The sequence below is a fragment of the Streptomyces sp. NPDC104309 genome (assembly GCF_055584025.1).
In genome coordinates, this window is record NZ_JBVJMV010000004.1 from 443,520 (window position 1) to 468,367 (window position 24,848).

General features: G+C 70.1%; 24 protein-coding genes. 15 read left to right on the forward strand and 9 right to left on the reverse strand.

Going from position 1 to position 24,848, the window contains the following annotated elements; translation table 11 throughout:
• Window positions 1–680: 680 nt before the first annotated feature.
• Window positions 681–2,765: a type I restriction-modification system subunit M/S gene (locus ACZ68L_RS08345; RefSeq protein ID WP_469575208.1), complete on the forward strand. Its 2,085-nt coding sequence runs from the start codon at window positions 681–683 to the stop codon at window positions 2,763–2,765.
• An 86-nt stretch (window positions 2,766–2,851) separates the two neighbouring features.
• The gene (locus ACZ68L_RS08350; RefSeq protein WP_469575210.1) at window positions 2,852–3,433 is read left to right on the forward strand and encodes a Uma2 family endonuclease; all 582 of its coding nucleotides are present in this window, start codon (window positions 2,852–2,854) and stop codon (window positions 3,431–3,433) included.
• Window positions 3,434–3,627: 194 nt separating this feature from the next.
• Here ACZ68L_RS08350 and ACZ68L_RS08355 read toward each other — a convergent pair whose 3' ends face one another.
• The 3 genes from ACZ68L_RS08355 to ACZ68L_RS08365 form a co-directional block, all read right to left on the reverse strand.
• Window positions 3,628–4,197: a hypothetical protein gene (locus tag ACZ68L_RS08355; RefSeq protein ID WP_469575212.1), complete on the reverse strand. Its 570-nt coding sequence runs from the start codon at window positions 4,195–4,197 to the stop codon at window positions 3,628–3,630.
• 143 nt (window positions 4,198–4,340) lie between these two features.
• The gene (locus ACZ68L_RS08360; RefSeq protein ID WP_469575214.1) at window positions 4,341–5,066 is read right to left on the reverse strand and encodes a DUF4328 domain-containing protein; all 726 of its coding nucleotides are present in this window, start codon (window positions 5,064–5,066) and stop codon (window positions 4,341–4,343) included.
• 233 nt (window positions 5,067–5,299) lie between these two features.
• Window positions 5,300–6,904, reverse strand: a complete 1,605-nt coding sequence (locus ACZ68L_RS08365; protein ID WP_469575216.1) for a beta-N-acetylhexosaminidase — start codon at window positions 6,902–6,904, stop codon at window positions 5,300–5,302.
• A gap of 297 nt (window positions 6,905–7,201) precedes the next feature.
• Between ACZ68L_RS08365 and ACZ68L_RS08370 the strand changes: the two genes are divergently transcribed.
• From ACZ68L_RS08370 to ACZ68L_RS08395, 6 genes are all read left to right on the forward strand, one after another.
• A complete protein-coding gene (locus ACZ68L_RS08370; RefSeq protein WP_469575306.1) occupies window positions 7,202–7,747 on the forward strand; it encodes a 2-oxo-4-hydroxy-4-carboxy-5-ureidoimidazoline decarboxylase in 546 nt (181 codons plus the stop codon).
• Window positions 7,748–7,986: 239 nt separating this feature from the next.
• Entirely contained in the window at window positions 7,987–8,367 is a 381-nt protein-coding gene (gene sdhC, locus ACZ68L_RS08375) for a succinate dehydrogenase, cytochrome b556 subunit (RefSeq protein ID WP_072486591.1), read from the forward strand.
• A 5-nt stretch (window positions 8,368–8,372) separates the two neighbouring features.
• Window positions 8,373–8,849 (forward strand): succinate dehydrogenase hydrophobic membrane anchor subunit, encoded by a 477-nt coding sequence (locus ACZ68L_RS08380; protein ID WP_361441768.1) that lies wholly within the window; start codon window positions 8,373–8,375, stop codon window positions 8,847–8,849.
• A gap of 29 nt (window positions 8,850–8,878) precedes the next feature.
• Window positions 8,879–10,633 (forward strand): succinate dehydrogenase flavoprotein subunit, encoded by a 1,755-nt coding sequence (sdhA, locus tag ACZ68L_RS08385; protein WP_469575219.1) that lies wholly within the window; start codon window positions 8,879–8,881, stop codon window positions 10,631–10,633.
• Window positions 10,633–11,391: a succinate dehydrogenase iron-sulfur subunit gene (locus tag ACZ68L_RS08390; protein WP_469575220.1), complete on the forward strand. Its 759-nt coding sequence runs from the start codon at window positions 10,633–10,635 to the stop codon at window positions 11,389–11,391. Before sdhA ends, ACZ68L_RS08390 begins: the two co-directional genes overlap by 1 nt.
• Before the next feature lie 181 nt (window positions 11,392–11,572).
• Window positions 11,573–12,139 carry a hypothetical protein gene (locus ACZ68L_RS08395; RefSeq protein WP_469575222.1) on the forward strand — a complete coding sequence of 189 codons (567 nt, stop codon included), beginning with the start codon at window positions 11,573–11,575 and terminating at the stop codon, window positions 12,137–12,139.
• Between the two features lie 258 nt (window positions 12,140–12,397).
• Here ACZ68L_RS08395 and ACZ68L_RS08400 read toward each other — a convergent pair whose 3' ends face one another.
• Entirely contained in the window at window positions 12,398–12,907 is a 510-nt protein-coding gene (locus tag ACZ68L_RS08400) for a MarR family winged helix-turn-helix transcriptional regulator (RefSeq protein WP_469575224.1), read from the reverse strand.
• Window positions 12,908–12,994: 87 nt separating this feature from the next.
• Between ACZ68L_RS08400 and ACZ68L_RS08405 the strand changes: the two genes are divergently transcribed.
• From ACZ68L_RS08405 to ACZ68L_RS08420, 4 genes are all read left to right on the forward strand, one after another.
• Window positions 12,995–14,221: an MFS transporter gene (locus tag ACZ68L_RS08405; protein WP_469575225.1), complete on the forward strand. Its 1,227-nt coding sequence runs from the start codon at window positions 12,995–12,997 to the stop codon at window positions 14,219–14,221.
• 67 nt (window positions 14,222–14,288) lie between these two features.
• Window positions 14,289–14,720 (forward strand): hypothetical protein, encoded by a 432-nt coding sequence (locus ACZ68L_RS08410; protein ID WP_469575226.1) that lies wholly within the window; start codon window positions 14,289–14,291, stop codon window positions 14,718–14,720.
• A 7-nt stretch (window positions 14,721–14,727) separates the two neighbouring features.
• Window positions 14,728–15,171 (forward strand): thiol-disulfide oxidoreductase DCC family protein, encoded by a 444-nt coding sequence (locus ACZ68L_RS08415; protein WP_469575228.1) that lies wholly within the window; start codon window positions 14,728–14,730, stop codon window positions 15,169–15,171.
• Between the two features lie 23 nt (window positions 15,172–15,194).
• Window positions 15,195–15,905, forward strand: a complete 711-nt coding sequence (locus tag ACZ68L_RS08420; protein WP_469575229.1) for a TetR/AcrR family transcriptional regulator — start codon at window positions 15,195–15,197, stop codon at window positions 15,903–15,905.
• A gap of 88 nt (window positions 15,906–15,993) precedes the next feature.
• On the opposite strand, the gene ACZ68L_RS08425 is transcribed toward ACZ68L_RS08420, so the two are convergent.
• From ACZ68L_RS08425 to ACZ68L_RS08435, 3 genes are all read right to left on the reverse strand, one after another.
• Window positions 15,994–17,550: an ABC transporter substrate-binding protein gene (locus ACZ68L_RS08425; RefSeq protein WP_469575307.1), complete on the reverse strand. Its 1,557-nt coding sequence runs from the start codon at window positions 17,548–17,550 to the stop codon at window positions 15,994–15,996.
• Window positions 17,551–17,737: 187 nt separating this feature from the next.
• On the reverse strand, window positions 17,738–19,126 hold the full coding sequence (locus ACZ68L_RS08430) for a metallophosphoesterase (RefSeq protein WP_469575230.1): 1,389 nt from the start codon (window positions 19,124–19,126) through the stop codon (window positions 17,738–17,740).
• A gap of 30 nt (window positions 19,127–19,156) precedes the next feature.
• The gene (locus ACZ68L_RS08435) at window positions 19,157–19,402 is read right to left on the reverse strand and encodes an SCO4848 family membrane protein (protein ID WP_351074418.1); all 246 of its coding nucleotides are present in this window, start codon (window positions 19,400–19,402) and stop codon (window positions 19,157–19,159) included.
• A gap of 121 nt (window positions 19,403–19,523) precedes the next feature.
• Here ACZ68L_RS08435 and ACZ68L_RS08440 point away from each other — a divergent pair, with 121 nt between their 5' ends.
• Window positions 19,524–20,795 carry a D-alanyl-D-alanine carboxypeptidase family protein gene (locus ACZ68L_RS08440; protein ID WP_469575232.1) on the forward strand — a complete coding sequence of 424 codons (1,272 nt, stop codon included), beginning with the start codon at window positions 19,524–19,526 and terminating at the stop codon, window positions 20,793–20,795.
• Here the strand turns inward: ACZ68L_RS08440 and ACZ68L_RS08445 are convergent.
• Window positions 20,743–21,672, reverse strand: coding sequence for a YihY/virulence factor BrkB family protein (locus ACZ68L_RS08445; protein WP_469575233.1), 930 nt, complete (start codon window positions 21,670–21,672; stop codon window positions 20,743–20,745). The genes ACZ68L_RS08440 and ACZ68L_RS08445 overlap by 53 nt on opposite strands.
• A 141-nt stretch (window positions 21,673–21,813) precedes the next feature.
• Between ACZ68L_RS08445 and ACZ68L_RS08450 the strand changes: the two genes are divergently transcribed.
• A complete protein-coding gene (locus ACZ68L_RS08450; protein ID WP_469575235.1) occupies window positions 21,814–23,163 on the forward strand; it encodes an FAD-binding protein in 1,350 nt (449 codons plus the stop codon).
• A 142-nt stretch (window positions 23,164–23,305) separates the two neighbouring features.
• Window positions 23,306–24,106, forward strand: coding sequence for a decaprenylphospho-beta-D-erythro-pentofuranosid-2-ulose 2-reductase (locus ACZ68L_RS08455; protein WP_469575236.1), 801 nt, complete (start codon window positions 23,306–23,308; stop codon window positions 24,104–24,106).
• A gap of 44 nt (window positions 24,107–24,150) precedes the next feature.
• On the opposite strand, the gene ACZ68L_RS08460 is transcribed toward ACZ68L_RS08455, so the two are convergent.
• The gene (locus ACZ68L_RS08460; RefSeq protein ID WP_469575238.1) at window positions 24,151–24,741 is read right to left on the reverse strand and encodes a 2'-5' RNA ligase family protein; all 591 of its coding nucleotides are present in this window, start codon (window positions 24,739–24,741) and stop codon (window positions 24,151–24,153) included.
• Window positions 24,742–24,848: the final 107 nt, after the last annotated feature.

Consider the following 24,848-nt stretch of genomic DNA (forward strand, 5'->3'; position numbering starts at 1 on the left):
GACCAACGCGCCCAAGCATTCATCCGGTCTTCCCCAGGCCGATGCACCGCGCCACCCCCTATCCGAGTCCCCGGCCCCTTGCAGCCCAGCACTTGCCGCACTGGATGCCCCGCCAGGCCCCCGGACACCAGCCGATTCACCGGCCGTGCCAATCCGGCGAGTCGCTCAGCACCACACTTCTCGAAGCAGCAGGCGGTGGTTGCCGCACCCGGACCGCGCCATACCGTGCGCGGTCGCGGAGAGCCGAGGCGCCGCATCGCGAGCAGTCGACACCGGCCCGCACCGCCTCGACCACCCTCGCCGAGCGGATCCCCCTTGACCGCCCGGCTCAGCCGAAACTCCTGCGCGGCAAAGCCCCACACCCGCAACGAGTGATGTGGGTCACTCTCCGGCTCCCCCTCTGCGGCGCCCACGCACACCGCGATCCAACTCCCGCTCTCTCAAGCAGCGGGTACTCTATCGAATTTCTGCGCAGTGGCGCTGCGCAGAGACGCCCGGGTGCCACAAGGCGGCACCGGCATCCCGCAACGGCATCACGCGCGCTGCTAGTTTGGTGACACTTCCCAGCCAAGCAGACACCGGAAACGCAGATTGCAATATGCGCAGTCATGCTGCGCATTAGTCCCAGCCGATCCGGCATGCCGCAAGCCGATCACAACCGCCCGAGCAAGGAGCCCTCAGTGGAGAACACGGATGCGAACGGCCCCGCCGCAGAGATCGTCGACCGGCTATGGCGCGCGTACGCACCCTTTCAGCGGGGCCGGAACACGGACCGCGACCTCACCGCGATGCTCGCGGTCCTGGTGCTCGCGCGCTTCGTCGACTCTGTGAACGACCCGGGCGAGGAACTTTCCAAACGGTGGTCAAGGGCGGTCTCGGAAGCCGGAACCGGGTATCCACCGCTGCGGGACCTGCAAGGCGCGTTCTTGCTCGCCTCAAGACACGAGCAGTTCCCCGCACTCAGTCCCTGGATCCCGGAGAACGCGTTCGGTGATACGGGCGAGGCCGACGATCTCCCCTGGACGGCGGCCTTCCTCACCGCGCTCCAGCAGCCCCCCGAGGCCGCCGAGGCCGGCCTCAAGGAGGTCGGCGATCTGCTTCTGGAGCGGTACGTCTCGGAAAGCGCCGCCCAGACGGGCGAGTTCTACACACCGCGTACGATCACGCGACTACTCACGGAAACCCTGTCCCCGCAGCCCGGCGATCGTGTGCTCGATCCAGCCTGCGGCAGCGGAGGGATGCTCGCCGCCGCCGCGCAGTACATCGCACAGCAAGGACACCTCGGCGGCGGCTCGCTCGAGGGCTATGCCATGGATCACCGAAATCCCGACTTGGCCATGCTGAACCTGGCCCTGCACGGGATCGAACGCCCTGTGGTGCGAGCCTCGGACCCCGGGACGCTCTTCCGGAGCCTGGGCGACGGCATGGCCGAATTCGTGCTGAGCAACCCGCCGTTCAACCAGCGCGTCCAGGGACTGAACCACCTCGACTGGCCCTTCGGGCCGCCTCCCGAGTCGAACGCGAACTTCGCCTGGCTCCAACTTGCGTGGACCCGACTCAGCGACAAGGGGATGGCCGCCATGGTCATGCCGTCGGGCGCTGCCTCCGCGCGCGGCAGCCAGGCGAAGATTCGCAAGAGGATGCTGGCAGCAGGCACGCTTCTCGCCGTCGTTGCACTGTCGGCCGATCTGTTCTCCCACACGACCGTTCCCGTGCACATCTGGCTGCTCGCCCGTGACGCGTCGCACCACCTCCCCGCCGGAGAAACCGGATCCATCCTCGTCATCGATGCGAGCCGACTCGGAACGCAGACTCCGCGCGGCACACGTGAACTCCTCCCCGCGGACACGGACCGCATCAGCAACCGGTTCCACACCTGGCTGAGGTCTCCCCGCGCCACCCCCGACGAACCCGGGTTCTCCTGCTCGGTCTCATACGACGAGATCCTGGAGGACGACAACTGCTCTCTTGATCCCCGGCTGCACGTAGCCCCCGTCCGGAAGCGACACACCGCAGCGCTGGACACCCGCGGCCTGCTCCACGAGCTGGCCGAGCGGGCCGAATCGACAGCCGGCGCGACAGCCCCCCTCTGCAGGAGCTTCGACCGGAGCGAGCGGGCAGCACGCGGCGAACCCGCAGCCACTCGGATACCGCTCCGGCACCTTGTGAAAGGTGCCGCAGCAGGGGCACCCACGGACCGGATCCTGCTGCTCGCAGGCCCTTCAGGCAGTCTGATCCGCGCCGACGACTACGTCGAATCCGGCGGCGTCCCCGTCGTGATGCCCAGGGACCTGACGGGAAGCGGCTTCAGCACGGCGACCATCCGGCGCATCAGCGCGCACCACGCGGAAAGGCTGGAGCGCTTCCGCTTTCGCGCCGGTGATGTCGTCCTGGCACGCCGCGGAGAGCTGGGACGAGCGGCTGTCGTCCGCGAAGAACAGCAGGGATGGGTGTGTGGCACAGGATGCTTCCTGCTGCGGCCCCCCGCTGAGCTCGACGCCGACTACTTCGCCGCCTACCTGCGTGGTGCAGAGGCACGCGCGTGGCTGGAAACCCACTCCACGGGAAGCATGAAGATGAGGACCATTTCCCTCGATGTGCTCGGTGAACTGCCCGTGCTGCTGCCCGACCTCGCGACCCAGCAAGCGATCGCCGAAACGATGAAGCGGCTCGACGCATACGAGCGCCTGTTGCAAGACCAGATCGCTCTGACGCGACGCATCCGTCACGACGCTCTGGACGGAGGTCTCATCCCCGTGCCGTAGCGATCGCCGGCGGCCATGCCGATGCCTTGATCCGAGGCGCCGGGAAGCTCCCGGCGCGCTGCAACCGCAGCCGTTACCGTAAGGGCATGACCGCACTGCCCGACTGGATGCGCCCGCCCCGCGCGGAAGGCTGGTTCGCGGAGGACCTGGATCACCTCCCCGAGGCACCGCGCCACACCGAGCTGATTGACGGAGCCCTCGTATTCATGATGTCGCCCCAGCGGTCCTGGCACGGCCGTCTGATTACCGCTCTGACCACCACGCTGATGGCGCAGGCGCCGGCCGGCGTGGAGGTCGAGCGTGAAATGACGATCCGCCTCGACGCCCGAAACCGACCCGAGCCGGACCTCCTGCTGACGACCCTCCCCTACGACCCCGACCGCACCTGGTACGCCCCTGGCGACGTGAAGCTCGTCGTAGAGGTTGTCTCACCCGAGTCCGCCCACCGCGACCGCACGGTCAAGCTCCGCAAATACGCAGAGGCGGGCATTGCGCACTACTGGTGCATCGAGGACGAGGACGGTACACCCGCCGTCCACGTGTACGAGCTCGACGAACCAACGGGTGCATACGCGCCCGCCGGTATCTTCCGGGGTTCCCTTCACCGCCTGGTGCCCTTCGAGATCAGCCTCGATCTCGACAAGCTCACGCCTCCCCAGAGCGGCTGAAGGGCCATGACCAGGTCAGCGCTTGGAGAGAGAAGAGGACTGGATTCAGTGGAGTCCGGTCCTCTTCCGGCGCTGCATGTCCGGCCACCCCACAGGACGTAACGCCCAGCACCGTTCCTCCGTCGGCCAGTTCGACCGGGTCGGGGTCGGCCCCGGCTCCTGCGCGGCGCACGGCCGCCGGACGGCCCCGCCGCCTACCCCCGCCCGCGTGCCCGGCGCGAGACCGCCGCCCGCAGCACCCGCTGCCCCTCCGTCGATGTGTCGAGCGCCTGGCGCAGTCCGGCGCCTGCCCCCGCCGTGCCGGCGGTCTCCGTCAGCAGTTCCAGGATCCGGGTCTGCCGCCACACCTCCCCGGCCAGCAACGGACCGGCCGCCTGCGCATCGCCCTCGCGGCAGTCCCGCACCGTCCGCGCCCCGGCGGACGGCGTCGCGTCGTGTCCGAGGTGGACCTCCAGGGCCAGCAGCGAACAGGCGTCCGCCCACTCCCGCAGCCCCGGCGCAGCCCGGTCCACGGGCGCGTCACCCAACAGCTTGCGGATCTGCGGTGCCGCCCCTTCCGCATCGGCCGCGGCGTCCAGCGCCGCGCGGGCCTCCGCCAGGCGTTCCGGCCACACCGAGCCGTCCGCGCAGCCCGCCCAGAGCGGACGCAGCGGATCCGGATCGGCCCCGTCGGCGGGCTGCGGCAGACAGCGGTCGAGGCAGGCGACCGCGCTCGTGGCGAGCCCCCGCTCATCGGCGGAGGCGATCAGTTCCAGCAGGCTCATCGGCGTCTCCCGTCGGCACTCCCCGTGCGTGCACGCACGGGGACGCGGCGCTTCCTGTTACCGCGTTCAGCGCCAACTGGCTCAAAATCGTCACTACGAAAGGCCGAATAGCGTCACTCGACGGGCACGCCCCCCGGCTGACGTCAGTGGACGGGACCCGGCGCGGGCCGCACGGTGAGCGGATACACGCCGAGGGCCGCCCGCTCCCCCTGCATCCGGGTCAGCTTGCGCACGAAGAGAACGGCGAACACCGCGGCCACGAGGTCGAGGGCGTCGGTCGCCATCAGCAGACCCGCCGCGTCCATGATCTCCTGCGGCTCCTCGGCCTTCCAGTACTGCTGGGACGTGTACCGGGAGGCGACCAGCGAGCAGACCCACGCACCCCACCACAGGTTCATCACGGTGGCCGGGACCGTGCGCCAACTGCCGTCGGGGTTGGTCTGCGCACTCGCGGTCCAGATGCCGCCCGCGATCCGGCGCGGGAGCACCAGGTTGCCGAACGGGACGAACCAGGCGCCGACGGCCCAGCCGGCCCCCATCGGCTGCGCGCTCGGGTCGAACACCTCGGCGTTGAGCCGCACCCGGCGGAACCAGATGATGAAGACGACCGCGGTGGCCACGGTCGTGAGGACCTGCAGCAGGCCCGCGGCCGCGTACAGGTTGTCCGCGAGGTCCGCCTCCGCGTCGTCGTACGCGGCGAAGCCGTTGTCCAGCCCTTCCCCGAGCACCCGGCGGACATTCAGCCCCGCCGCCACGGCGAACAGATCCGCCGCGGCGACGGCGGCCAGCAGAATGACGACGGCCTTCGCGAGCCCCTCCGGCGAGCGCAGGTACTGCTGCGGGGCGACGAAGGCCGGGATCGGCGGCATCGGGGCCGACGACACCGGGGGCGGCCCGGCACAGAGCAGACAGTGCCCGTCCTCGGTGACCGGCGGTCTGAGACGGCAGGTGGAACACAGCATGACGGTGGAACCCCCCAGGACTCTTGGTTCGGGCGCAGGAAACGCGCGCCCCTCCCCCAGGGCGCGCGGCATGCGAACGTATCCCCGGCCCATCACGCTGTCCACAGGTAATGCGGCCTACCCGGCTCGGCCTGCCCCGCTCAGCCCGTCCCGTCGATCCGCGCGGCCAGCGCCCGGAACTGATCCCAGCTCAGCGCCGGCTTGCCCGGGTCCCACAGCTTCTGGGCCGTCGCCCGCAGCGGCAGCCGGATGCCCTGCGCCACCTGCGCCGCGGTCTGCGCCTGCGGGAGGTCCCCCCAGACCGCGAACCGGCCGCCGAGGATCTGACCGGAGTAACGCGCCGGGACCGGCTGGGTGCCGCGCAGGACGAGCGGGGTCCACTGCTCGTAGATCCGCTTGCCCGTGGGATAGACGAAGTTGTTGGGCTGGCCGAGTACGTAATAGAGGAACTCGTCGTTGAGGTTGACCACCCGTCGTCCCTCGCTCAGATACTCCTCCGGCGGCCGGGCTCCGTACTCCTTGCCCGTCCAGTACTCGACCTCGATGTCCTTGTCGGCGTGGACGACGCCGTCGCGGAAGAAGCCGTCGTTCCACGCCTTGGGCTGCTTGCCGCGCGGGCGCACCACCGCCGCGCGGTCGTTGAGCCAGCCGGTGGCGAGGTCCTTGATGCCGGCCTGCGGTCCGTACTTCTGCTGGGCGGCGCGTTGCAGCTGCGGGTACGAGGCGGCCGGGTCCCGTGCCATGAGAGCGAGGTACTCGTCGGCGCCGAGGTGCCAGTACCGGCCGCCGAACAGCTCGGTGAACTCGCCGAGGAGCTCGTCGACGAGCTTCGCCGCCCCCGGGTTCGAGATGTCGAGCGATCCGGGCGAGCGCACGCCCGAGACATTGCGCAGCTGGAGGTCGGGGTGGGCCCGCAGCACCGCGCCCAGATGGCCCGGGGAGTCGATCTCGGGGACGACCTGGATGTGCAGCCGGTCCGCGAGCGCCAGGATCTGCCGCACCTCCGCCTTGGTCAGATGCTCCGGCGACACCACTTCGGGGTGGGTGTCGGACTGGATGCGGAACGCCTGGTCGTCGGAGAAGTGCAGGCCGAACTGGTTGAGCTTGAGGTCGGCCATCTCGCGGAGCCGGTCCTCGATCCAGGCGACGCTGTAGTACTTGCGCGCGATGTCGAGGTTGAGGCCGCGCTGCGGCCGGTCGGGGCGGTCGCGCACCTCGCCCTCGGGCATGGCGCCGTCGGCGCGCACCGACTGTTTCAGGGTGCGCGTCCCGTAGAAGACACCGGCCTGGTCGGGTCCGCTGATCGTGACCCGTCCGTCATGGGTCCTCAGGGTGTACGACTCGGGGGTGCCCCGGCCCGGGGTGAGGGCCAGCTCCACGTCGCCGGCGCGGGCGGCGACGCGGCCCCGGTAGTGGATCTTCAGCTCCTGGGCGAGCAGCTGCCCCTCGTCCGCGAGCGTTCCGCTGCCATCGGCGATGACGACCCCGGCGGCCGGGCCGGGCCGCCAGCCGGGGCCGCGGGCGGCGATGTGCTCGCGCACGGCGGGGATGGTGCGGGGCGGTGTCGAGAGCGGGTAGCTCCGGGTCGGCGAGGGGGCGGCCGGGGAGCCGGAGGGGGTACGGGCCCCCGACTGCCCCGCGAGGCCGTCGCCGGAACCTTCCGGCCAGACGACGACGGCGATCGTCGCGGCGGCCGCCGCGGTGAGGGCCACGCCGGCCACGAGAGTGCCGCGTGAGGGCGACATCGGTAAGAAACCTCCGGTATTGGTGGGAAACAGGGCAGAAGCAGCGAGACAGCCGGGCGTCCTCCTCGGGAGACCGTCCCTCAAGCGTTCCGGAATTCTCTCGTCCGGGTGAAGTTCGCGCATCCGTCGGACGACCGTTGCCCGGCCTCGCTAGTTTTGAGGCACATCCATCTCTCCCTTCACCCTGTATCCGCCTGGTCTCACCCGTCCCGCCCCACCCAGGTTCACAAATGTCGTTGATTCGAGGAGCCCACGCTGTCCAGGTCCAGCGAGTCCCACGCCGGCCTCCCGAAGCGACTGCGCCGACCGGCCACCCGGACGGCCGTACCCGTCCAGGAACCGGCGCCGCGCGACTCCGGACCGGCCCGGACCGGGGCCCGCGACCCCGGCCTCGACCACTTCAACACCGCGCCGCCCGCCGCGGCCGAGGCCGCGCTGCTGGAGTGCTGCGGAAGCCGCCGCTGGGCGCAGCGGCTGGCCGCCCACCGCCCGTACCCCGACATCGACGCGTTGCTCGCCGCCGCCGACGAGGCGGGCTACGACCTGTCCCCCGAGGATCTCGCCGAGGCGCTCGCCACCGAGGTCTCCCCCGGACTGCACGACACCGCGCCGCACTCCGCCCATCTCGCGCTGCGGGCCGCGCACGCCGCGTACGAGTGCCGCTTCGGCCATGTCTTCGTGATCTGCCTGGACACGTTCGAGCCCGCCGAACAGCCGGACCAGGTCCTCGCCGGAATCCGGGCCAGACTGGGTCACGACCCCGACCAGGAGCGCGTGGTGACCGCCGAGGAGATGCGGCGACTCGCCCGGGGCCGCATCATCGGGCTGATATCGGATTCATAACGGAATGGGCCGTTCGGCGGTGCCGAGCAGCCCGTCCCAGGGTCTTTCGCCCGGCCCGGACGAGCCGCCCTAGCCCGTCCGTGCCTGTTTGATTGCCACTTTGATCACACCAGAGGCCCCCGCGCAAACGAACCGACAAAGCGTCGCTACGATGGCCGGGGCCGGTGGACCGTACCCGGCCGGGTCAGACCGACAGTCAAGCCGGCCGGCCCCAATCCCCGCTCCCGGAGGGTTCTTCCGTGCCGGCTGGAACGCTGTACCGCGGCCGGGAAGGCATGTGGTCCTGGGTGGCTCATCGAGTCACCGGTGTCCTCATTTTCTTCTTCCTGTTCGTACACGTCCTGGACACCGCTCTCGTCCGCGTCTCCCCCGAGGCCTATGACGATGTCGTGGCCACGTACAAGACGCCGATCGTCGCGCTCCTCGAATACGGCCTGGTGGCCGCCATCCTCTTCCACGCGCTGAACGGTCTCCGCATCGTCGCCGTGGACTTCTGGGCCAAGGGCCCGCGCTACCAGAAGCAGATGCTCTGGTCCGTCGTGGGGATCTGGGTCGTGCTGATGGTCGGGGCCCTGTACCCCGTCCTCGGCCACGCCGTACGCGAAGTCTTCGGGAGCTGAGGCCAATGTCCACCGAGTCCTCCGCCGCGATCGGTTCCGTCGAGGGTGTCAGCCTCTACGACGTCGACCACCCGGCCCCGGTCATCGAGCCGCCGCGCAAGCGGACCGGCAAGACCCCCAAGGCTTCGCGCACCAACTTCGAGATGTACGCCTGGCTCTTCATGCGCCTGTCGGGCATCGTCCTGGTCGTCCTGGTCATCGGCCACCTGCTGATCCAGCTGGTGCTGGACGGCGGCGTCTCCAAGATCGGCTTCGCCTTCGTGGCGGGCCGGTGGGCCTCGCCGTTCTGGCAGCTCTGGGACCTGGCGATGCTGTGGCTGGCCATGCTGCACGGCGCCAACGGCCTCCGTACGGTCATCAACGACTACGCCGAACGGGACAACACCCGCTTCTGGCTGAAGATGCTGCTGTACACCGCCACGGTGTTCACCGTCCTGCTGGGCACGCTGGTGATCTTCACCTTCGACCCGAACATCCGCTAGGCGCCGGGCCAGAGGGACCAGAGGAAATCATGCAGATCCACAAGTACGACACCGTCATCGTCGGCGCCGGCGGCGCCGGTATGCGCGCGGCGATCGAGTCCACCAAGCGCAGCCGTACCGCCGTGCTCACGAAGCTGTACCCGACCCGCTCCCACACGGGCGCCGCGCAGGGCGGCATGGCCGCCGCGCTCGCCAACGTGGAGGAGGACAACTGGGAGTGGCACACCTTCGACACGATCAAGGGCGGCGACTACCTGGTCGACCAGGACGCCGCCGAGATCCTGGCGAAGGAGGCCATCGACTCCGTTCTCGACCTGGAGAAGATGGGCCTGCCGTTCAACCGCACGCCCGAGGGCCGTATCGACCAGCGTCGCTTCGGCGGCCACAGCCGTAACCACGGCGAGGCCCCGGTCCGCCGGTCCTGCTACGCCTCGGACCGCACCGGTCACATGATCCTCCAGACGCTGTACCAGAACTGCGTCAAGGAGGGTGTGGAGTTCTTCAACGAGTTCTACGTCCTGGACCTGCTGCTCCAGGACGTAGACGGAGTCAAGAAGTCCGCGGGCGTCGTCGCGTACGAGCTGGCGACCGGCGAGATCCACGTCTTCCAGGCGAAGTCGATCATCTTCGCCTCCGGCGGCACCGGCAAGTTCTTCAAGGTGACGTCGAACGCCCACACCCTGACCGGTGACGGGCAGGCCGCCGCCTGGCGCCGCGGCCTGCCGCTGGAGGACATGGAGTTCTTCCAGTTCCACCCGACGGGCATCTGGCGCATGGGCATCCTGCTGACGGAGGGCGCCCGCGGTGAGGGCGGCATCCTCCGCAACAAGGACGGCGAGCGCTTCATGGAGAAGTACGCGCCGGTCATGAAGGACCTCGCGTCCCGTGACGTCGTGTCCCGCTCCATCTACACGGAGATCCGTGAGGGCCGCGGCTGCGGTCCCGAGGGCGACCACGTCTACCTCGACCTCACGCACCTGCCGCCGGAGCAGCTGGACGCCAAGCTCCCGGACATCACCGAGTTCGCGCGCACGTACCTCGGCATCGAGCCGTACACGGACCCGATCCCGATCCAGCCGACCGCGCACTACGCCATGGGCGGCATCCCGACCAACGTCGAGGGCGAGGTGCTCGCCGACAACACCACCGTCGTCCCGGGCCTGTACGCCGCCGGCGAGGTCGCGTGCGTCTCCGTGCACGGCGCCAACCGTCTGGGCACCAACTCGCTGCTCGACATCAACGTCTTCGGACGCCGCTCGGGCATCGCCGCCGCCGAGTACTCCGCGAAGAACGACTTCGTCGAGCTTCCCGAGAACCCGGCGCAGATGGTCGTCGACCAGGTCGAGCGGCTGCGCAACTCGACGGGCACCGAGCGGGTCGCGACGATCCGTCTGGAGCTGCAGGAGTGCATGGACGCCAACGTGATGGTGTTCCGCACCGAGCAGACCATCAAGACGGCCGTCGACAAGATCGCCGAGCTGCGCAAGCGCTACCTCGACGTGTCCATCCAGGACAAGGGCAAGCGGTTCAACACGGACCTTCTGGAGGCCATCGAGCTGGGCAACCTGCTCGACCTGGCCGAGGTCATGGCGACCTCCGCGCTGGCCCGCAAGGAGTCCCGCGGCGGTCACTACCGCGAGGACTACCCGAACCGCGACGACGTCAACTTCATGCGCCACACCATGGCGTACCGCGAGGTCTCGGCCGACGGCACCGAGTCGATCCGGCTCGACTACAAGCCGGTCGTCCAGACCCGCTACCAGCCGATGGAGCGTAAGTACTGATGGCAACCCCGACTCTGGACAAGGTCGAGGCGCAGTCCGCCGCCTCGCCGTACATCACGGCCACCTTCCGGATCCGCCGCTTCAACCCCGAGGTCTCCGACGAGGCCCAGTGGCAGGACTTCCAGATCGAGGTCGACCCGAAGGAGCGTGTGCTCGACGCCCTTCACAAGATCAAGTGGGACATCGACGGCACGCTGACGTTCCGCCGCTCCTGCGCGCACGGCATCTGCGGCTCCGACGCGATGCGGATCAACGGCAAGAACAGGCTCGCCTGCAAGACGCTGATCAAGGACATCAACCCGGAGAAGCCGATCACGGTCGAGGCCATAAAGGGCCTCACGGTCCTCAAGGACCTCGTGGTCGACATGGACCCGTTCTTCCAGGCGTACCGCGACGTCATGCCCTTCCTCATCACCAAGGGGAACGAGCCGACCCGCGAGCGTCTGCAGTCCGCCGAGGACCGCGAGCGCTTCGACGACACCACCAAGTGCATCCTGTGCGCCGCGTGCACGTCCTCGTGCCCGGTGTTCTGGAACGACGGCCAGTACTTCGGCCCGGCGGCCATCGTCAACGCGCATCGCTTCATCTTCGACTCGCGCGACGAGGGCGGCGAGCAGCGCCTGGAGATCCTCAACGACCGTGACGGTGTGTGGCGTTGCCGCACCACCTTCAACTGCACGGACGCCTGCCCGCGTGGCATCGAGGTCACCAAGGCGATCCAGGAGGTCAAGCGGGCGCTGATCACGCGCCGCTTCTGACCGCCACCGGCGCACCGGTCGCATCCCGGGCCCCGTTTTCCGCACGAACACCGCGGGAAGCGGGGCCTCTTGCTGCGCCGTCCGGATCCGGACGGTACGGTCGTGCGGGACCGGACACCGGTTCGCCGCCTCCGGCGCAGCAAGGCACGGGGCGCACAGGCTTGATCGAAAGCGGGGAACGTTGAGCGATCCGAATCCGTACGCGGACGACTCATACAAGTGGGGGCCTCCCCAGCAGCCGGGCAATCCGCCCACCGTCGCGGACGGCCAGGGCCACGGGCAGTCCGCGCCGGCCTACGGCTACCCGCAGCAGCTGCCGGACTCCGCGGCCCAGCCCGGACCGGGCTACGGCTACCCCGGTTACGGCTATCCGCAGCAGCCGGGGACGCCGCCCGGCGGTGGCGGTGCGCCGATGCTGACGTTCGGTGACATCGCCGTGATGAACGACCAGATCGTGACGCCGGCCGGCACGATGCCGCTCAAGGGCGCGGTGTGGACGGCCACGGACATGTCGCGCACCGAGGAGAAGATCCCGACGGTGGCGATCGTCCTCGCGATCGTCTTCGCGCTGCTCTGCCTGATCGGTCTGCTCTTCCTCCTGATGAAGGAGAAGAAGACGACCGGCTTCATCCAGGTCTCGGTGACCAGCGGTGGCAGGCACCACTCGACGATGATCCCGGCGATGGGCCCGGAGACCTTCCCGATGGTCATGGCACAGCTCAACACGGCCCGCTCGATGAGCATCTGACGGTCGTCGGAGGTGGCCGGCCTCCGGCACACCGTCACCGACGGCCGCCGGCTCCCCGGTGTCGGGAACAAAGGACCCGGCGACGGCGCGGCTTCCGTTCGTCGGCGGAGCGGGCGGGCGAGCGGGGCACTCGGCCGCCTCCTGGCGCAGGACCTGGGCGAACTGCGGGCGGAGCCGGCCGATCACGTGGTCGGGGACCCGGACGGTCGTCCCGGCTTCGAGGCGGCGGCCGGAAGCGGGCCCCGAGCGCCGGGCGGCTCAGTCCCAGGCGGCGCCGTCCCGGTCCTCGGCGACCACCATGATGCGCCGCAGCATGTCGTTGAGCAGGGTGCGTTCGTCCTTGTCGAGGACGCCGAGCAACCGGTACTCCTCGTGTCCGAGGACGTCCATCGCACCCAGCCAGGTCGAGCGGCCCTCGTCGGTGAGCTCCACATCGACCCTCCGGCGGTCGGTGGTGGAGGGCTTGCGGCGGACGAAGCCGCGCCGTTCGAGCGCGTCCAGCCGGCCGGTGACGGAGGCGGGCGCGAGGTCGAGGTCGGCGGCGAGTTCGGAGGGGGCCGCCTTCCCGCCGCGCCCGGCCAGCTTGTGGAGCGTGTCGAACTCCTGGCGGTCCAGATCGAAGTCGACCAGGGACTGTTCGCGTACCCGGCGCAGATGGACGGAGAGCTTCTTCATCCGGGTCACCGCGCCCTCGACATCGGGATCGAGATCGGGAAGGACGGGCTTCCAGCGCTCCACATGTCCGTCGGTCCAGTCGCGTCGCTCCATGGCCAAAGCCTACGCCCGGCCTCCAACTTCCCTTCGGAACAAGATATTTCGTTGACGAATAGTTCGGCACCGAAATAGCTTTCGCGCATGCCGCATCCTCTACGCACGCGCACCTTCCGCCTGCTCTTCATCGGACGCGCCCTCTCGCTCCTCGGCGACGCCGCCATCCCCACCGCTCTCTCCCTGGCCGTGTACCTGGCCACCGGCTCGACCGGGGCGCTCGCCCTGGTGCTGGGCTGCGCGATGGTCCCCAAGCTGCTCCTGCTGCCCCTGGGCGGCGTCGTCGGCGACCGCTTCAACGCCCGGACCGTGGCGCTCACCACCGATCTCGTACGGTGTGCGACCCAGCTCTTCGTCGGCGCCCAGCTGCTCGGCAGCTCCCCCGCGCTCTGGCAGATCGCGGTCGCCGAGGCGATCGGCGGCGCCGCCGGGGCGTTCGCGATGCCGACCGTGTCCCCGCTGATCCGCGGCACCGTGGCGGAGTCGGGGCTGCTGCGCGCCAACTCGCTGATGGCGGTGGTCAACAGCGCGACCCGGCTCGGCGGCCCGGCCCTCGCCGGAGCCCTGGTCCTCACCGCGGGGCCGGGCTGGGCCTTCATCCTGGACGGCGCGAGCTTCGCGGTGAGCGCGGCGCTGCTGTCCGCCATGAGGGTGCGTCACCTACCCATCCCACGACGCTCCCTGCTCAGCGACCTCAAGGAGGGCTGGAGCGAGGTGCGGGGCCGCGACTGGTACTGGACGAGCCTGATCGCCCACGCCGTCTGGAACGGCGCGGCGGCGGTCCTGATGACCGTGGGTCCGGCCCTCTTCGTCGACGAGCTGGGCGGCAAGGGCGTCTGGGTCGCCCTGCTCCAGACCGGCGCGGCCGGTCTGCTCCTCGGCTCCCTGCTGGCCGGCCGGGCCCGCCCCCGCCGCCCGGTCCTGATCGCCAACCTGGGCCTCGCCACGTACGCCCTGCCGCTCGGCCTCCTCGCCGTCCACGCGCCCGTCGCCGTGACCATCGCCGCGTACGGCGTCGCCCAGGCGGGCCTCGGCTTCCTCAACCCGGTCTGGGAGACCGCGGTCCAGTCCGCCGTGCCCGCGCACGCCCTGGCCCGCGTGACCTCGTACGACTGGCTGCTCTCGCTCGGCGCCATGCCGCTCGGTTACACCCTGGCCCCGCTCGCCGCCTCGGCCTGGGGCGCCGAAGTGCCCCTGGCTGTCGCCGCGGTGGCGGTCGGCGCGGCCTGCCTGGCGACAGCGGCGGTACCGGGCGTGCGACGTTTCGGAGCACCCGGCAAAGCGGCGGAACCCACCGCCGAAATGGCGACTTGAACATGTTCAAAGATGGGTCTACTGTCCATGACAACAGCTTTTGAACGCGTTCAAGGGAGGGTGGGGCATGGACCTCACTGTTGTCGCGTACGTCATCTACCTGCTGATCAGCGTGGCGCTCACCATCTGGGTCGCGCGCACGCTCAGCCACAACGGCAAGGTGTTCCTCGCCGACGTACTGCACGGGAACGAGAAGCTCGCCGATGCCGTCAACCACCTGCTGGTGGTCGGCTTCTACCTGGTCAACCTGGGCTTCGTCACGCTCTATCTGAGGAACGACGACAGGGTCGCCGACGCCCGCGGGCTCTTCGAGGCACTCTCGGTGAAGCTCGGCGTCGTCCTGCTCGTCCTCGGTGTGCTGCATCTCGGCAATGTCTATGTACTCAACAAGATCCGCCGTCGCGGTCTGATGGAGCGTGAGCAGACCCCGCCCGTGCCGCCGCAGGGCTGGACGGGACCGGGCAGCGGTCCGTGGGCCGCACCCGCCGCCAAGGCCTGAGCGCGCCATGACCGCCGAAGCGGGCGGGCAGCGGCTGCCCGTCCAGGGCCTCACGGTGCTGTACGACGCGCGGTGCCCGCTCTGCCTCCATCTGCGCCAGTGGCTGATGAAGCAGCGTCAGCTCGTCCCACTCGACCTCGTCCCGGCGGCCTCCGAGGAGGCGCGGCGCCGCTTCCCCGGGCTCGACCACGCCGGGACGCTCGACGAGATCACGGTGATCGGCGACCGGGGACAGATCTACCGCGGGACCTCCGCGTGGATCGTCTGCCTCTGGGCGCTGGCCGAACACCGGCCCAGGTCCCACTGGCTGACCACCCCGGCGGGCCGCCCCTTCGCACGGGCCACCGTGCTCGCCGCCGCGAAGTACCGTTCGCTGACCGCGCCGCCGTGCGGCGACGGCGACGGGGACGGCGCCTGCACCGTGGGTACGGACCCCGGACCCGACGGCTGACCGGGGCCGATACCCTCAAGGCTGTGGTGAAGGAAGCGAAGGACGTGAAGGAAGTCAAGGCTCCCAAGAGCGAGCAGACCCGCACACTCATCCTCGAAACCGCGCTCCGGCTCTTCCAGGAACGCGGCTACGACAAGACGACGATGCGGGCCATCGCCCAGGAGGCCGGCGTCTCCGTCGGCAACGCCTACTACTACTTCACGAACAAGGAACACCTCGTCCAGGGCTTCTACGACCGGCTCGCCGCCGAGCACGAAGCGGCGGTGCGGCCGGTCCTGGACGGTGACAAGGACCTCGCGGTGCGGATGCGCGGGGTCCTGCTCGCGTGGCTGGACGTGGCGGAGCCGTACCACCGCTTCGCCGCCCAGTTCTTCAAGAACGCCGCCGACCCGGAGAGCCCGCTCAGCCCGTTCTCGGCGGATTCGGTCGCCGCCCGCGAGGCGGCGATCTCCATCCACCGGCGTTGCCTGGCCGGCTCCGACACCAAGACCGATCCCGAACTGGCCGAGCTGCTACCGCAGTTGATGTGGCTGTTGCAGATGGGCCTGGTGCTGTACTGGGTGTACGACCGGACGGAGCACGCCGAACGCAGCCGCCGTCTGGTCGAGCGCTCCGCCCCGATCGGTGCCCGCGCCATCGCGCTCTCCCGGTTCCGGGTGCTGCGCCCGCTGGTGCGACAGATTCACGAGGTGCTGGAGGAGTTCCTGCCCGGCGCCGCGAAGCGCCGGGCCTGAACGGACAAAGGGCGGCCGCCCGGCAGCGCCGGGACCGACCGCCCCCCCAAGTCCCTGTCCTACGCGCCGGTACGGGCGCGGCGGGCCCTCAGATCCGCCTCAGCTCCCACAGCCGCCAGATGCCGGTGCCGTCCGAGAGGTACTGCGAACCGGAGACGTCGGTCTTGCTGATGACGTAGTCCTTCTTCTGCCACAGCGGCACGAGCGGCACGTCCTCGCCGACCAGGGCCTGGAGCTCCTTGAAGTCCGCCGAGGTGCGGCCGCGGTCGCTGTACTGCAGCGTGGCGCTGATCAGGGAGTCCATCTTCTTGCTGGAGTAGCCGTTGTGGAGGCTGTTGTCGTGGCCGACCAGCGGCTGGCTGAAGGTGTCGGGGTCCGGGTAGTCGGGGAGCCAGCCGACGGTGTACGCGTCGTACTTGCCGGCCGCGTACTCCTTCTGGAACTTCTGCCAGTCGACGGCCTTGACCGACACCTTGAACAGCCCGTCCGCCTCCAGCTGGCGGCGCAGCTCCGCGGTCTCCTGCGCGTAGGCCTCGTCGCCGCCGCGGTAGGCGAAGCTGATCGCCAGCGGCGTCTGCACGCCGGCCTCCTGCATCAGCTTCTTGGCGCGCGCGGGGTCGGGCGCGGGGTAGGCATCGAAGAACGGCGTGCTGTGCCCGATGTAGCCCTGCGGGATCAGCGAGTAGAGCGGTTCGACCGTGCCCTTGTAGATGTCGGTGACCAGGGGCGCGCGGTCGACGAGCGACGCGATCGCCTGCCGGACCTTCTTGTTGGCGAGCGGCGAGCCCTCACGGACGTTGAAGACGAGATTGCGGATCTCGGCGCTGTCCGCCTCCGTGACGCGCAGGTCGGGGTCGCCGGGGTTCAGCTCGGCGAGCGTGGCCGGCGGCAGCTGGCGGTGCGTCACATCGATCGTTCCGGCCTTCCAGGCCGCCAGGAGCGCGTCCGACTCCTTGAAGTAGCGCACAGTGACCGGGACACCGGTCTTCTTCAGCGCGCCCTTGTACCGGGGGTTGGGAACCAGCTCGGCCGTGGCGTCCGACCGGTACGACTTCAGGAGGTACGGCCCCGAGCCGTCGACCGTGTTTCCGGTCCGGAGCTTGTTCGCCGGGTACGTCTCGCGGTCGACGATCGACCCGGCACCCGTGGCGAGCTTCTGCGGGAAGGTCGCGTCGCGCGAGGAGAGGTTGAAGGTGATGGTGCGGCCGTCGGCCACCACGTTCTTGAGGCTCGGGAACAGGACCCACGGACCGACATCCGTCTTGATCTTGATCATCCGCTCGATGGAGTACTTGACATCGGCGGCGGTGATCTTGCGGCCGTTGGAGAAGAACAGGTCGTCACGCAGCTTGCACTGGTACGTCTGCAGCTTCTGGCCAATGAATCCGCAGCTCTCGGCGGCGTCGGGCTCGGGGACGGTCGCCCCGGACTTGAACGTCATCAGGGACTGGTAGATGTTGCTGTACATCGCCCAGGAACCGGCGTCGTACGCCCCCGCCGGGTCGAGCGAGGTGACCTCGTCCGTGGTGCCGACCGCGATCGGATCCTTGTTCACCTCGTTCGAGGGAAGCAGCTGCCAGGCGCCGACGCCTGCGATGACCAAAACCGCGAGAATCGCGAGAATCCGTATCCGGACCGACCGCATTGACGTGCTCTCCCTTACCAGCCCCACCTCGGCGTTGCGCTCAGATCCGCACATCACCGCATGCTCGCGATCAGCCAATCACACGACTTTCACATCTGGAAGACCAAAACTGTGACTCATAGCCTTTTGTTCGGCACTTGAAACCTTCGCGTTTCCAGAAGGTCTGTAACCGGCCATCGACGGAGGGTCAGACCTGCCGGGAGGCGAGCTCCACGACGGTGATGTCGGAGGGCGCGCCGACCCGGACCGGCGGCCCCCAGGCGCCCGCGCCCCGCGAGACGTACAGCTGGGTGTCGCCGTAGCGGTCGAGTCCGGCGACCGTGGGATTGGCCAGCTCCGCGATGACGTTGCCCGGCCAGAGCTGGCCGCCGTGGGTGTGGCCGGAGAGCTGGAGGTCCACGCCGTGGGCGACGGCCTCATGGATGACGACGGGCTGGTGGGCGAGGAGGACGGCGGCCCGGGTACGGTCCCGGTCACCGAGCGCGGCCCCGAAATCGGGCCCCTGCCCCTCGCTCTCCCCGGCGATGTCGTTGACACCCGCGAGATCGAATCCATCGATCTCGACCCGGGCGTTCTCCAGGGGGTGCAGCCCCAATTCCCTGACCTGGTCGATCCATGGGGCGGCGCCGGAGTAGTACTCGTGATTCCCGGTGACGAAGTAGCTTCCCCGACGGGCGCTCAGCCGCGCGAGCGGCTCCGCGGCCGGACCGAGGTCCGCGACGGTTCCGTCGACGAGATCGCCCACGACGGCGACCAGGTCCGGCTGGGTCCGGTTGATCGTGTCGACGATCCGTCGGGTGTGGGCGCGGCCGAGGATCGGGCCGAGGTGGATGTCGCTGACGACGGCGATCCGGAAGCCGTGCGCGGAGCGGGGCAGCTTGGCGAGCGGCACGGTCACCCGCTTGACCCGCGGCCCGCGCAGCACGCCGTACGTGCCGTGGCCGACAGTGCCGAGCCCCGCGACGGCGGCGGCGCCCCCGACGGCCCGCGCAACGAACAGCCGCCGTGTGGGGGCGACGGGACGGGACGGGGCGGGGGTGGCGGCCGAGGCGACGAGGGTGCCCGCGGTGACGGTGGATCCGGCGGCCTCTATAGTCCCGGCGCTCCCGGCGGCCTCCGTGGTCCCGGCGGTCCCGGCGGTCCCGGTGGTCCCGGCGGCCTCCGTGATACCGACGGTCCCGGTGGCCTCCGTGGTCCCGGCGGTCCCGGGTGCGGGCGCTTCCGTCGCCGTGGCCCGGTCCGGCCCGCTCGCACGGCGCGCGAGCACCCGTCGCAGTACCGGCCGTACCGCCTCGCCCACCAGCAGTGCCAGCGTCAGATAGAGCAGCGCGGCGAGCCACAGGTACCCCGGCCAGGCCAGTACCCGCTGGAGCCAGAAAGGCGCACCCGCGCGGCCGGAGACCAGGGCGCCGACGCTCAGCAGCGGCAGGAGGTACGCGGCCACCGTGCCGACGGTGCGCAGGGCGCTGCCCTCGGTCGTCGTGTCACCGACGAAACGCCGCCACAGGTAGCGGTGCACACCGACGAGCAGCGCGAGCACCACGACCGCCGTCAGTGCGATTCGGGCCACTGCCACTCGCGCTTCCCCCGTCCGCCGTACGGCCTGTCACGCATGTTCTCGGCGCAGCGCCCTGACTCCACGGAACCCGATCACACCAACTGCCGTCCCCAGGAGAAAGGAAGTGATGGCGAGCAGCAGATGTACCCAGAAGTACGTGGTCGGGTCACCCGCGTCGTCGAAGGCGAGTCCACTGCCGTCCTTCCACAGGTTCTTGACGAAAGTGATCCAGATGAACCAGCTCCACACCCCGAAGGCGAGCAGGAACCAGGAGACGGGGCGGCTGAGCTTCATGGATTCAGTATCGCCGCCGCGCTCCGGCGAAGTCGCCCGGGGTGGGCTGTCCCGGCGGTACGCACGGCGGGTCAGGCCGTCCGTATCCCCAACCACATCTTCGCCCTGTACGTTTCCGATCGTGCCTGCTCTGAAAAAGATCGCATTGACGGTCACCTCTGCCGCCTTGTTGTCCACTTTTGTCGTCGGTCCGGCATCGGCGGCGACCAGCAAGGACACCTCCGACAACCGGCCGAAGCCACCCGCCGGCATGTCCCGGGTCGGCGGCGAACTGCTGGGCCGGACCGGCACACAGGTCAAGCTGGGGGCAGGCGCCCCAGTACTGCCCAAGGAGCTCACGGGCAGGTCCTGGATCGTCGCGGACGCGGAGAGCGGCCAGGTGCTCGCCTCGCACAACCCGCACTGGCGGCTGCCCCCCGCCTCCACCCTGAAGATGCTCTTCGCGGACACCGTGATGCCCGCGCTCCAGCCGAAGACCCGGACGTACACGGTGCAGGACGAGGACCTCGCCGGTCTCGGCGAGGGCAGCAGTCTCGTCGGCGTCAAGGAGCACCTCAGCTACACGGTCCACGACCTGTGGCTCGGGGTGTTCCTGCGTTCGGGCAATGACGCGGTGCACGTGCTGTCCTCGATGTACGGCGGTGTGCCCAAGACCGTCGCCGCCATGCAGGCCCACGCCGAGGAACTGCAGGCACTCGACACGCACGTGGTGTCGCCCGACGGATACGACGCGCCCGATCAGGTCTCCAGCGCGTACGACCTGACGCTGTTCGCCCGCAGCGGCCTGCAGAAGGCGGACTTCCGGGAGTACTGCTCGACGGCCGAGGCCGAGTTCCCGGGCGCGGAGAAGAAGAACGGGAAGCGCGAGAGCTTCGGGATCCAGAACACCAACCGGCTGCTCACCGGTGCGGACGGCGTCGACCCGTACAAGGGCATCGCGGGCGTCAAGAACGGCTACACCACGCACGCGGGCAACACGTTCACCGGTGTCGCCGAACGCGACGGCCGGGTGCTGCTGGTCACCGTCATGAACCCGTCGTCCAAGGAGCCCCACGCCGTCTACAAGGAGGCGGCCGGCCTCCTCGACTGGGGATTCGCCGCGAGCGGCAAGGTGACCCCGGTCGGCGAGCTGGTCCCGCCGAAGTCCGCCCGCACCGGGGACGAGAGCGGGACCGGAACCGGCAAGGGCCCCACGGCGGGCACCGGGGAGAACGAGGGCAGGAACGGCGCCTCGCACGCCGCCAGGGCCACCGCCACGGGCGCGGACGGCGGGGGCATGGGGATCGCACTGGGGATCGCCGGAGGTGTCGTGGTGCTGCTGGCCGGCGGCGCGTTCCTGATCAACCGGCGCTGGCCGCTGCCGGACCTGGTGCGCCGCCGCCCTCGCCGCTGACGGGCGCGGCGTCCTTCTCGGTGCCCCTGCCGCTCCGCGTCGCCGTCCAGGCGGCGCAGAACAGCAGCAGTTTCGCGGTGAAGTTGATCCACAGCAGCAGCGCGACCGGCACCCCGAAGGCGCCGTACATGCTCTTCGAGGCGACGCTCCTCATATAGCTGCCGAGCAGCAGCTTGAGCAGTTCGAAGCCGACCGCGCCGATCACCGCGGCGACCAGCAGCCTGCGCCTCGGGGGCTCGACCCCGGGCAGCAGCGTCAGCAGATAGAGCAGCAGCAGGAAGTCGGCGAGGGCCGCCACGACCAGGGCGGCCACCTGCAGCACCACACCGCCCGCACCGCGGTCCGAGATGTCCAGCAGACCGGCGGTCCAGCCGACGGCGACGGAGCCGGCCGAGGAGACGGCGAGCGTCGCGAGCGCCGCCCCGCCGAGGCCGAGGAGCAGCCCGACGTCCTTGAGTTTACGGATGACCGGATTGCCCAGGTCCACGTCGTCCATGCCCCACACGGCGCGCAGACAGCCCCGCATCGCGCCGATCCAGCCGATGCCGGTGAGGAGCAGGAACGCACCGGCCACGAGTCCGACCGTGCCCGCGTGCGCCACCAGATTGCTGATGCCGAGCTGGTCGGAGATGCCCGGCACCTGCTCGGCGATCTGGTTCTCGATCCGGTGGAGCTGCTCGGCGGAGAGCAGCGAGGCACCGACCGCCGCACCGACCGCGATCAGCGGGAAGAGCGCCAGGAAGCTGATGAAGGTGATCGCGGCGGCGAGCCTGCTCCAGTGGACCCGTTCCAGCGTCTCGTACGAGCGCCAGGTGTGCGTCGTCATCAGCCGCGAGACGATCGGCCCGATGACAGGGAGGTTTTTCAGCCAGTCCATGACGTACGACTACCCTCCCGGGCGCGGAAAACCGGCTTACCCTTCACCGCCCTACGAGCTGACACCCCCTCAATCACCCATACCGGTGAGTGTTGTAACAAATCCCTCGAAAGGGTTTTCTCGGGCGATACGGTCACCACCATGTCTGTCGACACCGTGTCCCTGACCGGCTGGGGCGGCACCGCCCCGACGACCGCGCTGCGCTTCCGCCCCCGTACGTACGAGGAGGCGGCGGCCACCGTGCGCGGCTGCGGACCCCGCGGGTCCATCGCCCGGGGCCTCGGCCGGGCCCACGGCGACGCCGCGCAGAACGCGGGCGGCTCCGTCCTCGACATGACCGCGCTGAACCGGATCCGCACCATCGACGCCGGGTCCGGCCTGGTGGTCTGCGACGCCGGGGTCAGCCTGCACCGGCTGATGGAGGTGCTGCTGCCGCTCGGCTGGTTCGTCCCCGTCACACCGGCCACGCGTTATGTCACCGTGGGCGGCGCGATCGGCGCCGACATCCACGGCCACAACCACCACTTCTCCGGCTCCTTCTCCCGGCACGTCCAGGAGCTGGAGCTGCTGACCGCCGACGGCGGGGTCCGTACGGTCCGGCCCGGCACCGGTCTCTTCGACGCGACCACGGGCGGGCTGGGGCTGACGGGGGTGATCCTCTCGGCCACGCTCCGGCTGCACCGCGTCACCAGTTCCTGGATGTCGGTCGACACCGAACGGACCGTCGACCTGGACGACCTGCTGGCCAGGCTCTCCGCCGCAGACCACCGCTACCGCTACTCGGCCGCCTGGATCGATCTCCTCGCCCGCGGCCGGGCGACGGGGCGCTCCGTACTCACCCGCGGGGAGCACCTGCCCCAGTACGCGCTCCCCGCACGCGCCCGGCGCACACCGCTCGCGTTCCGCCCGGGACAACGACCCGCCGCACCCGCGCTCCTGCCGCAGGGGCTGCTCGGCCGCACCTCCGTCGCCCTCTTCAACGAGCTCCGGTACCGCACCGCCCCCACGTATCGCATCGGGGAACTCCAGAGACTCTCCGCCTTCTTCCATCCCCTGGACGGCCTGACGCACCGGAACCGTGTCCATGGCCGCGGCGGGTTCCTGCGGTACCAGTTCGTCGTCGGACACGGACAGGAGGAGGCGCTGAGCCGGATCGTGCGCCGGATCTCCCAGCGGCGCTGCCCTTCGCTCCTCGCCGTGCTCAAACGGTTCGGCGGGGGCGACCCGGGCTGGCTGTCGTTCCCGATGCCCGGCTGGACGCTCGCCCTCGATCTGCCCGCCGCCCTGCCCGGCCTGGCCGGGTTCCTGGACTCGCTGGACGAGGAGGTGGCGGGGGCCGGCGGCCGGGTCTGTCTGGCGAAGGACTCCCGGCTGCGTCCGGAGATGCTGGCCGCGATGTATCCGCGACTGGCCGAATTCCGTTCCCTGCGCGCCGAGCTGGACCCGAACGGGGCGTTCCGCTCGGACCTGTCGCGCCGCCTGTCGCTCTGACCGCCGACCACCACCGCCACGCCGCGCCGCCTTCCGCCCGCTCGCCCCTTCGTCCGCTCGCCCGCTCGCCCCTTCGTCCGCTCGTCCGCTCGTCCGCTCGTCCGCTCGTCCGCTCGTCCGCTCGTCCGCAAGGAGTGTTTCCGTGAAGGACGCCTTCGGTGCCCCGCAGTCCCTGCTCGTCCTCGGCGGCACGTCGAAGATCGCTCTCGCCACTGCGCGCCGGCTGATCGCCGGCCGTACCCGCACGGTCCGGCTGGCCGGCCGTCCCTCCCCCGCCCTCGACAGGGCCGCAGCCGAGCTGCGCGCACGCGGCGCGGACGTCCGTACGGTCGACTTCGACGCCCTCGACTCCGCGTCCCACGAGACCGTCCTCGGAAAGATCTTCGCCGAGGGCGACATCGACATGGTGCTCCTCGCCTTCGGCATCGCGGGGGACCAGGAGCGTGACGAGGAGCAGCCGCTCTCCGCGGTCCGGGTCACCCAGACCAACTACACCGGGGCGGTCTCCGCCGGGCTGGTGTGCGCCGGCGCGCTGCAGGCGCAGGGGCACGGTTCGCTGGTGGTGCTGTCCTCGGTGGCGGGCGAGCGCGTCCGCCGCGCCGATTTCATCTACGGGTCCAGCAAGGCGGGCCTGGACGCGTTCGCGCAGGGGCTCGGGGACGCGCTGCACGGCACGGGGGTGCATGTGATGGTCGTACGCCCCGGCGTCGTACGTCCACAAGCGGCGGCCGGGACCGCGGCGCCGCGGCTCACCGCGGCACGGTTCACCGAGGCGCCGCTGGAGGCCTCGCCCCTCACGACGACCCCGGACGCGGTAGCGGCGGCGATCGTGACGGGACTGCGGCGGCGCTCGGAGACGGTGTGGGTGCCGGGGGCGCTACGGGTGGTGATGTCGGCACTGCGGCACGTGCCGCGCCCGCTGTTCCGGCGCCTGCCGGTCTGAGCGGGGGCGGCCACCGGGGGCGTCGGAGGCCACCCGGCAGCCTCTCAGGGGTGCAGGGAGGGCTCGTCCACGGAGGAGCCGCCCTGCGCGGGCACGGCGGGCGCGCCGCCCCCGGCGCCGAACGGGAACTCGTTGATCTTGCGCCAGACGCTGTCCGGGCCCTGCTCGTACAGCGCGAAGGAGTCGCAGGTCCAGGCGGCCTCGTAGTCGCCGAGCTCCTCGTACGCCCGGTCCATCGCCGGCTCGGTGATGCCGTGCGCCACGGTCACATGCGGGTGGTACGGGAACTGGAGCTCGCGCACCAGCGGCCCGGAGGCGTCCCTGATCCGCTTCTGCAGCCACGAGCAGGCCGAGGCCCCCTCGACGATCTGGACGAAGACGACCGGCGAGAGGGGACGGAAGGTCCCCGTGCCGGACAGCCGCATCGGGAAGGAGTGGCCACCGGTGGCGATCTGGGCGAGATGCGCCTCGATCGCGGGCAGACCGGCCGCCTCGACCTCGGTCGGCGGAAGGAGGGTGACGTGGGTGGGAATGCCGTACGCGGCAGGATCCCCGAAGCTCGCGCGCCGCTCCTGGAGCAGGCTGCCGTAGGGCTCCGGGACCGCGATCGAAACGCCGAGCGTTACGGTCCCCACGTCGTTCTCCTCAATCCTCGACGATGGATGGTCGGTTTTCGGCCATCCACCGGGTCAACATCCCATCGCCAGTGTGACGCCTGCGGTCGCGAAACCGCCAGGGTCCT

Coding starts and splice junctions, on each gene's coding strand:
- ACZ68L_RS08350 (WP_469575210.1), top strand. CDS start 2,852: ATGACCGCACTGCCCGACTGGATGCGCCCGCCCCGCGCGGAAGGCTGG.
- ACZ68L_RS08355 (WP_469575212.1), bottom strand. CDS start 4,197: ATGAGCCTGCTGGAACTGATCGCCTCCGCCGATGAGCGGGGGCTCGCC.
- ACZ68L_RS08360 (WP_469575214.1), bottom strand. CDS start 5,066: ATGCCGCCGATCCCGGCCTTCGTCGCCCCGCAGCAGTACCTGCGCTCG.
- ACZ68L_RS08365 (WP_469575216.1), bottom strand. CDS start 6,904: ATGTCGCCCTCACGCGGCACTCTCGTGGCCGGCGTGGCCCTCACCGCG.
- ACZ68L_RS08380 (WP_361441768.1), top strand. CDS start 8,373: ATGTCCACCGAGTCCTCCGCCGCGATCGGTTCCGTCGAGGGTGTCAGC.
- sdhA (WP_469575219.1), top strand. CDS start 8,879: ATGCAGATCCACAAGTACGACACCGTCATCGTCGGCGCCGGCGGCGCC.
- ACZ68L_RS08390 (WP_469575220.1), top strand. CDS start 10,633: ATGGCAACCCCGACTCTGGACAAGGTCGAGGCGCAGTCCGCCGCCTCG.
- ACZ68L_RS08400 (WP_469575224.1), bottom strand. CDS start 12,907: ATGGAGCGACGCGACTGGACCGACGGACATGTGGAGCGCTGGAAGCCC.
- ACZ68L_RS08405 (WP_469575225.1), top strand. CDS start 12,995: ATGCCGCATCCTCTACGCACGCGCACCTTCCGCCTGCTCTTCATCGGA.
- ACZ68L_RS08410 (WP_469575226.1), top strand. CDS start 14,289: ATGGACCTCACTGTTGTCGCGTACGTCATCTACCTGCTGATCAGCGTG.
- ACZ68L_RS08415 (WP_469575228.1), top strand. CDS start 14,728: ATGACCGCCGAAGCGGGCGGGCAGCGGCTGCCCGTCCAGGGCCTCACG.
- ACZ68L_RS08425 (WP_469575307.1), bottom strand. CDS start 17,550: ATGCGGTCGGTCCGGATACGGATTCTCGCGATTCTCGCGGTTTTGGTC.
- ACZ68L_RS08435 (WP_351074418.1), bottom strand. CDS start 19,402: ATGAAGCTCAGCCGCCCCGTCTCCTGGTTCCTGCTCGCCTTCGGGGTG.
- ACZ68L_RS08445 (WP_469575233.1), bottom strand. CDS start 21,672: ATGGACTGGCTGAAAAACCTCCCTGTCATCGGGCCGATCGTCTCGCGG.
- ACZ68L_RS08450 (WP_469575235.1), top strand. CDS start 21,814: ATGTCTGTCGACACCGTGTCCCTGACCGGCTGGGGCGGCACCGCCCCG.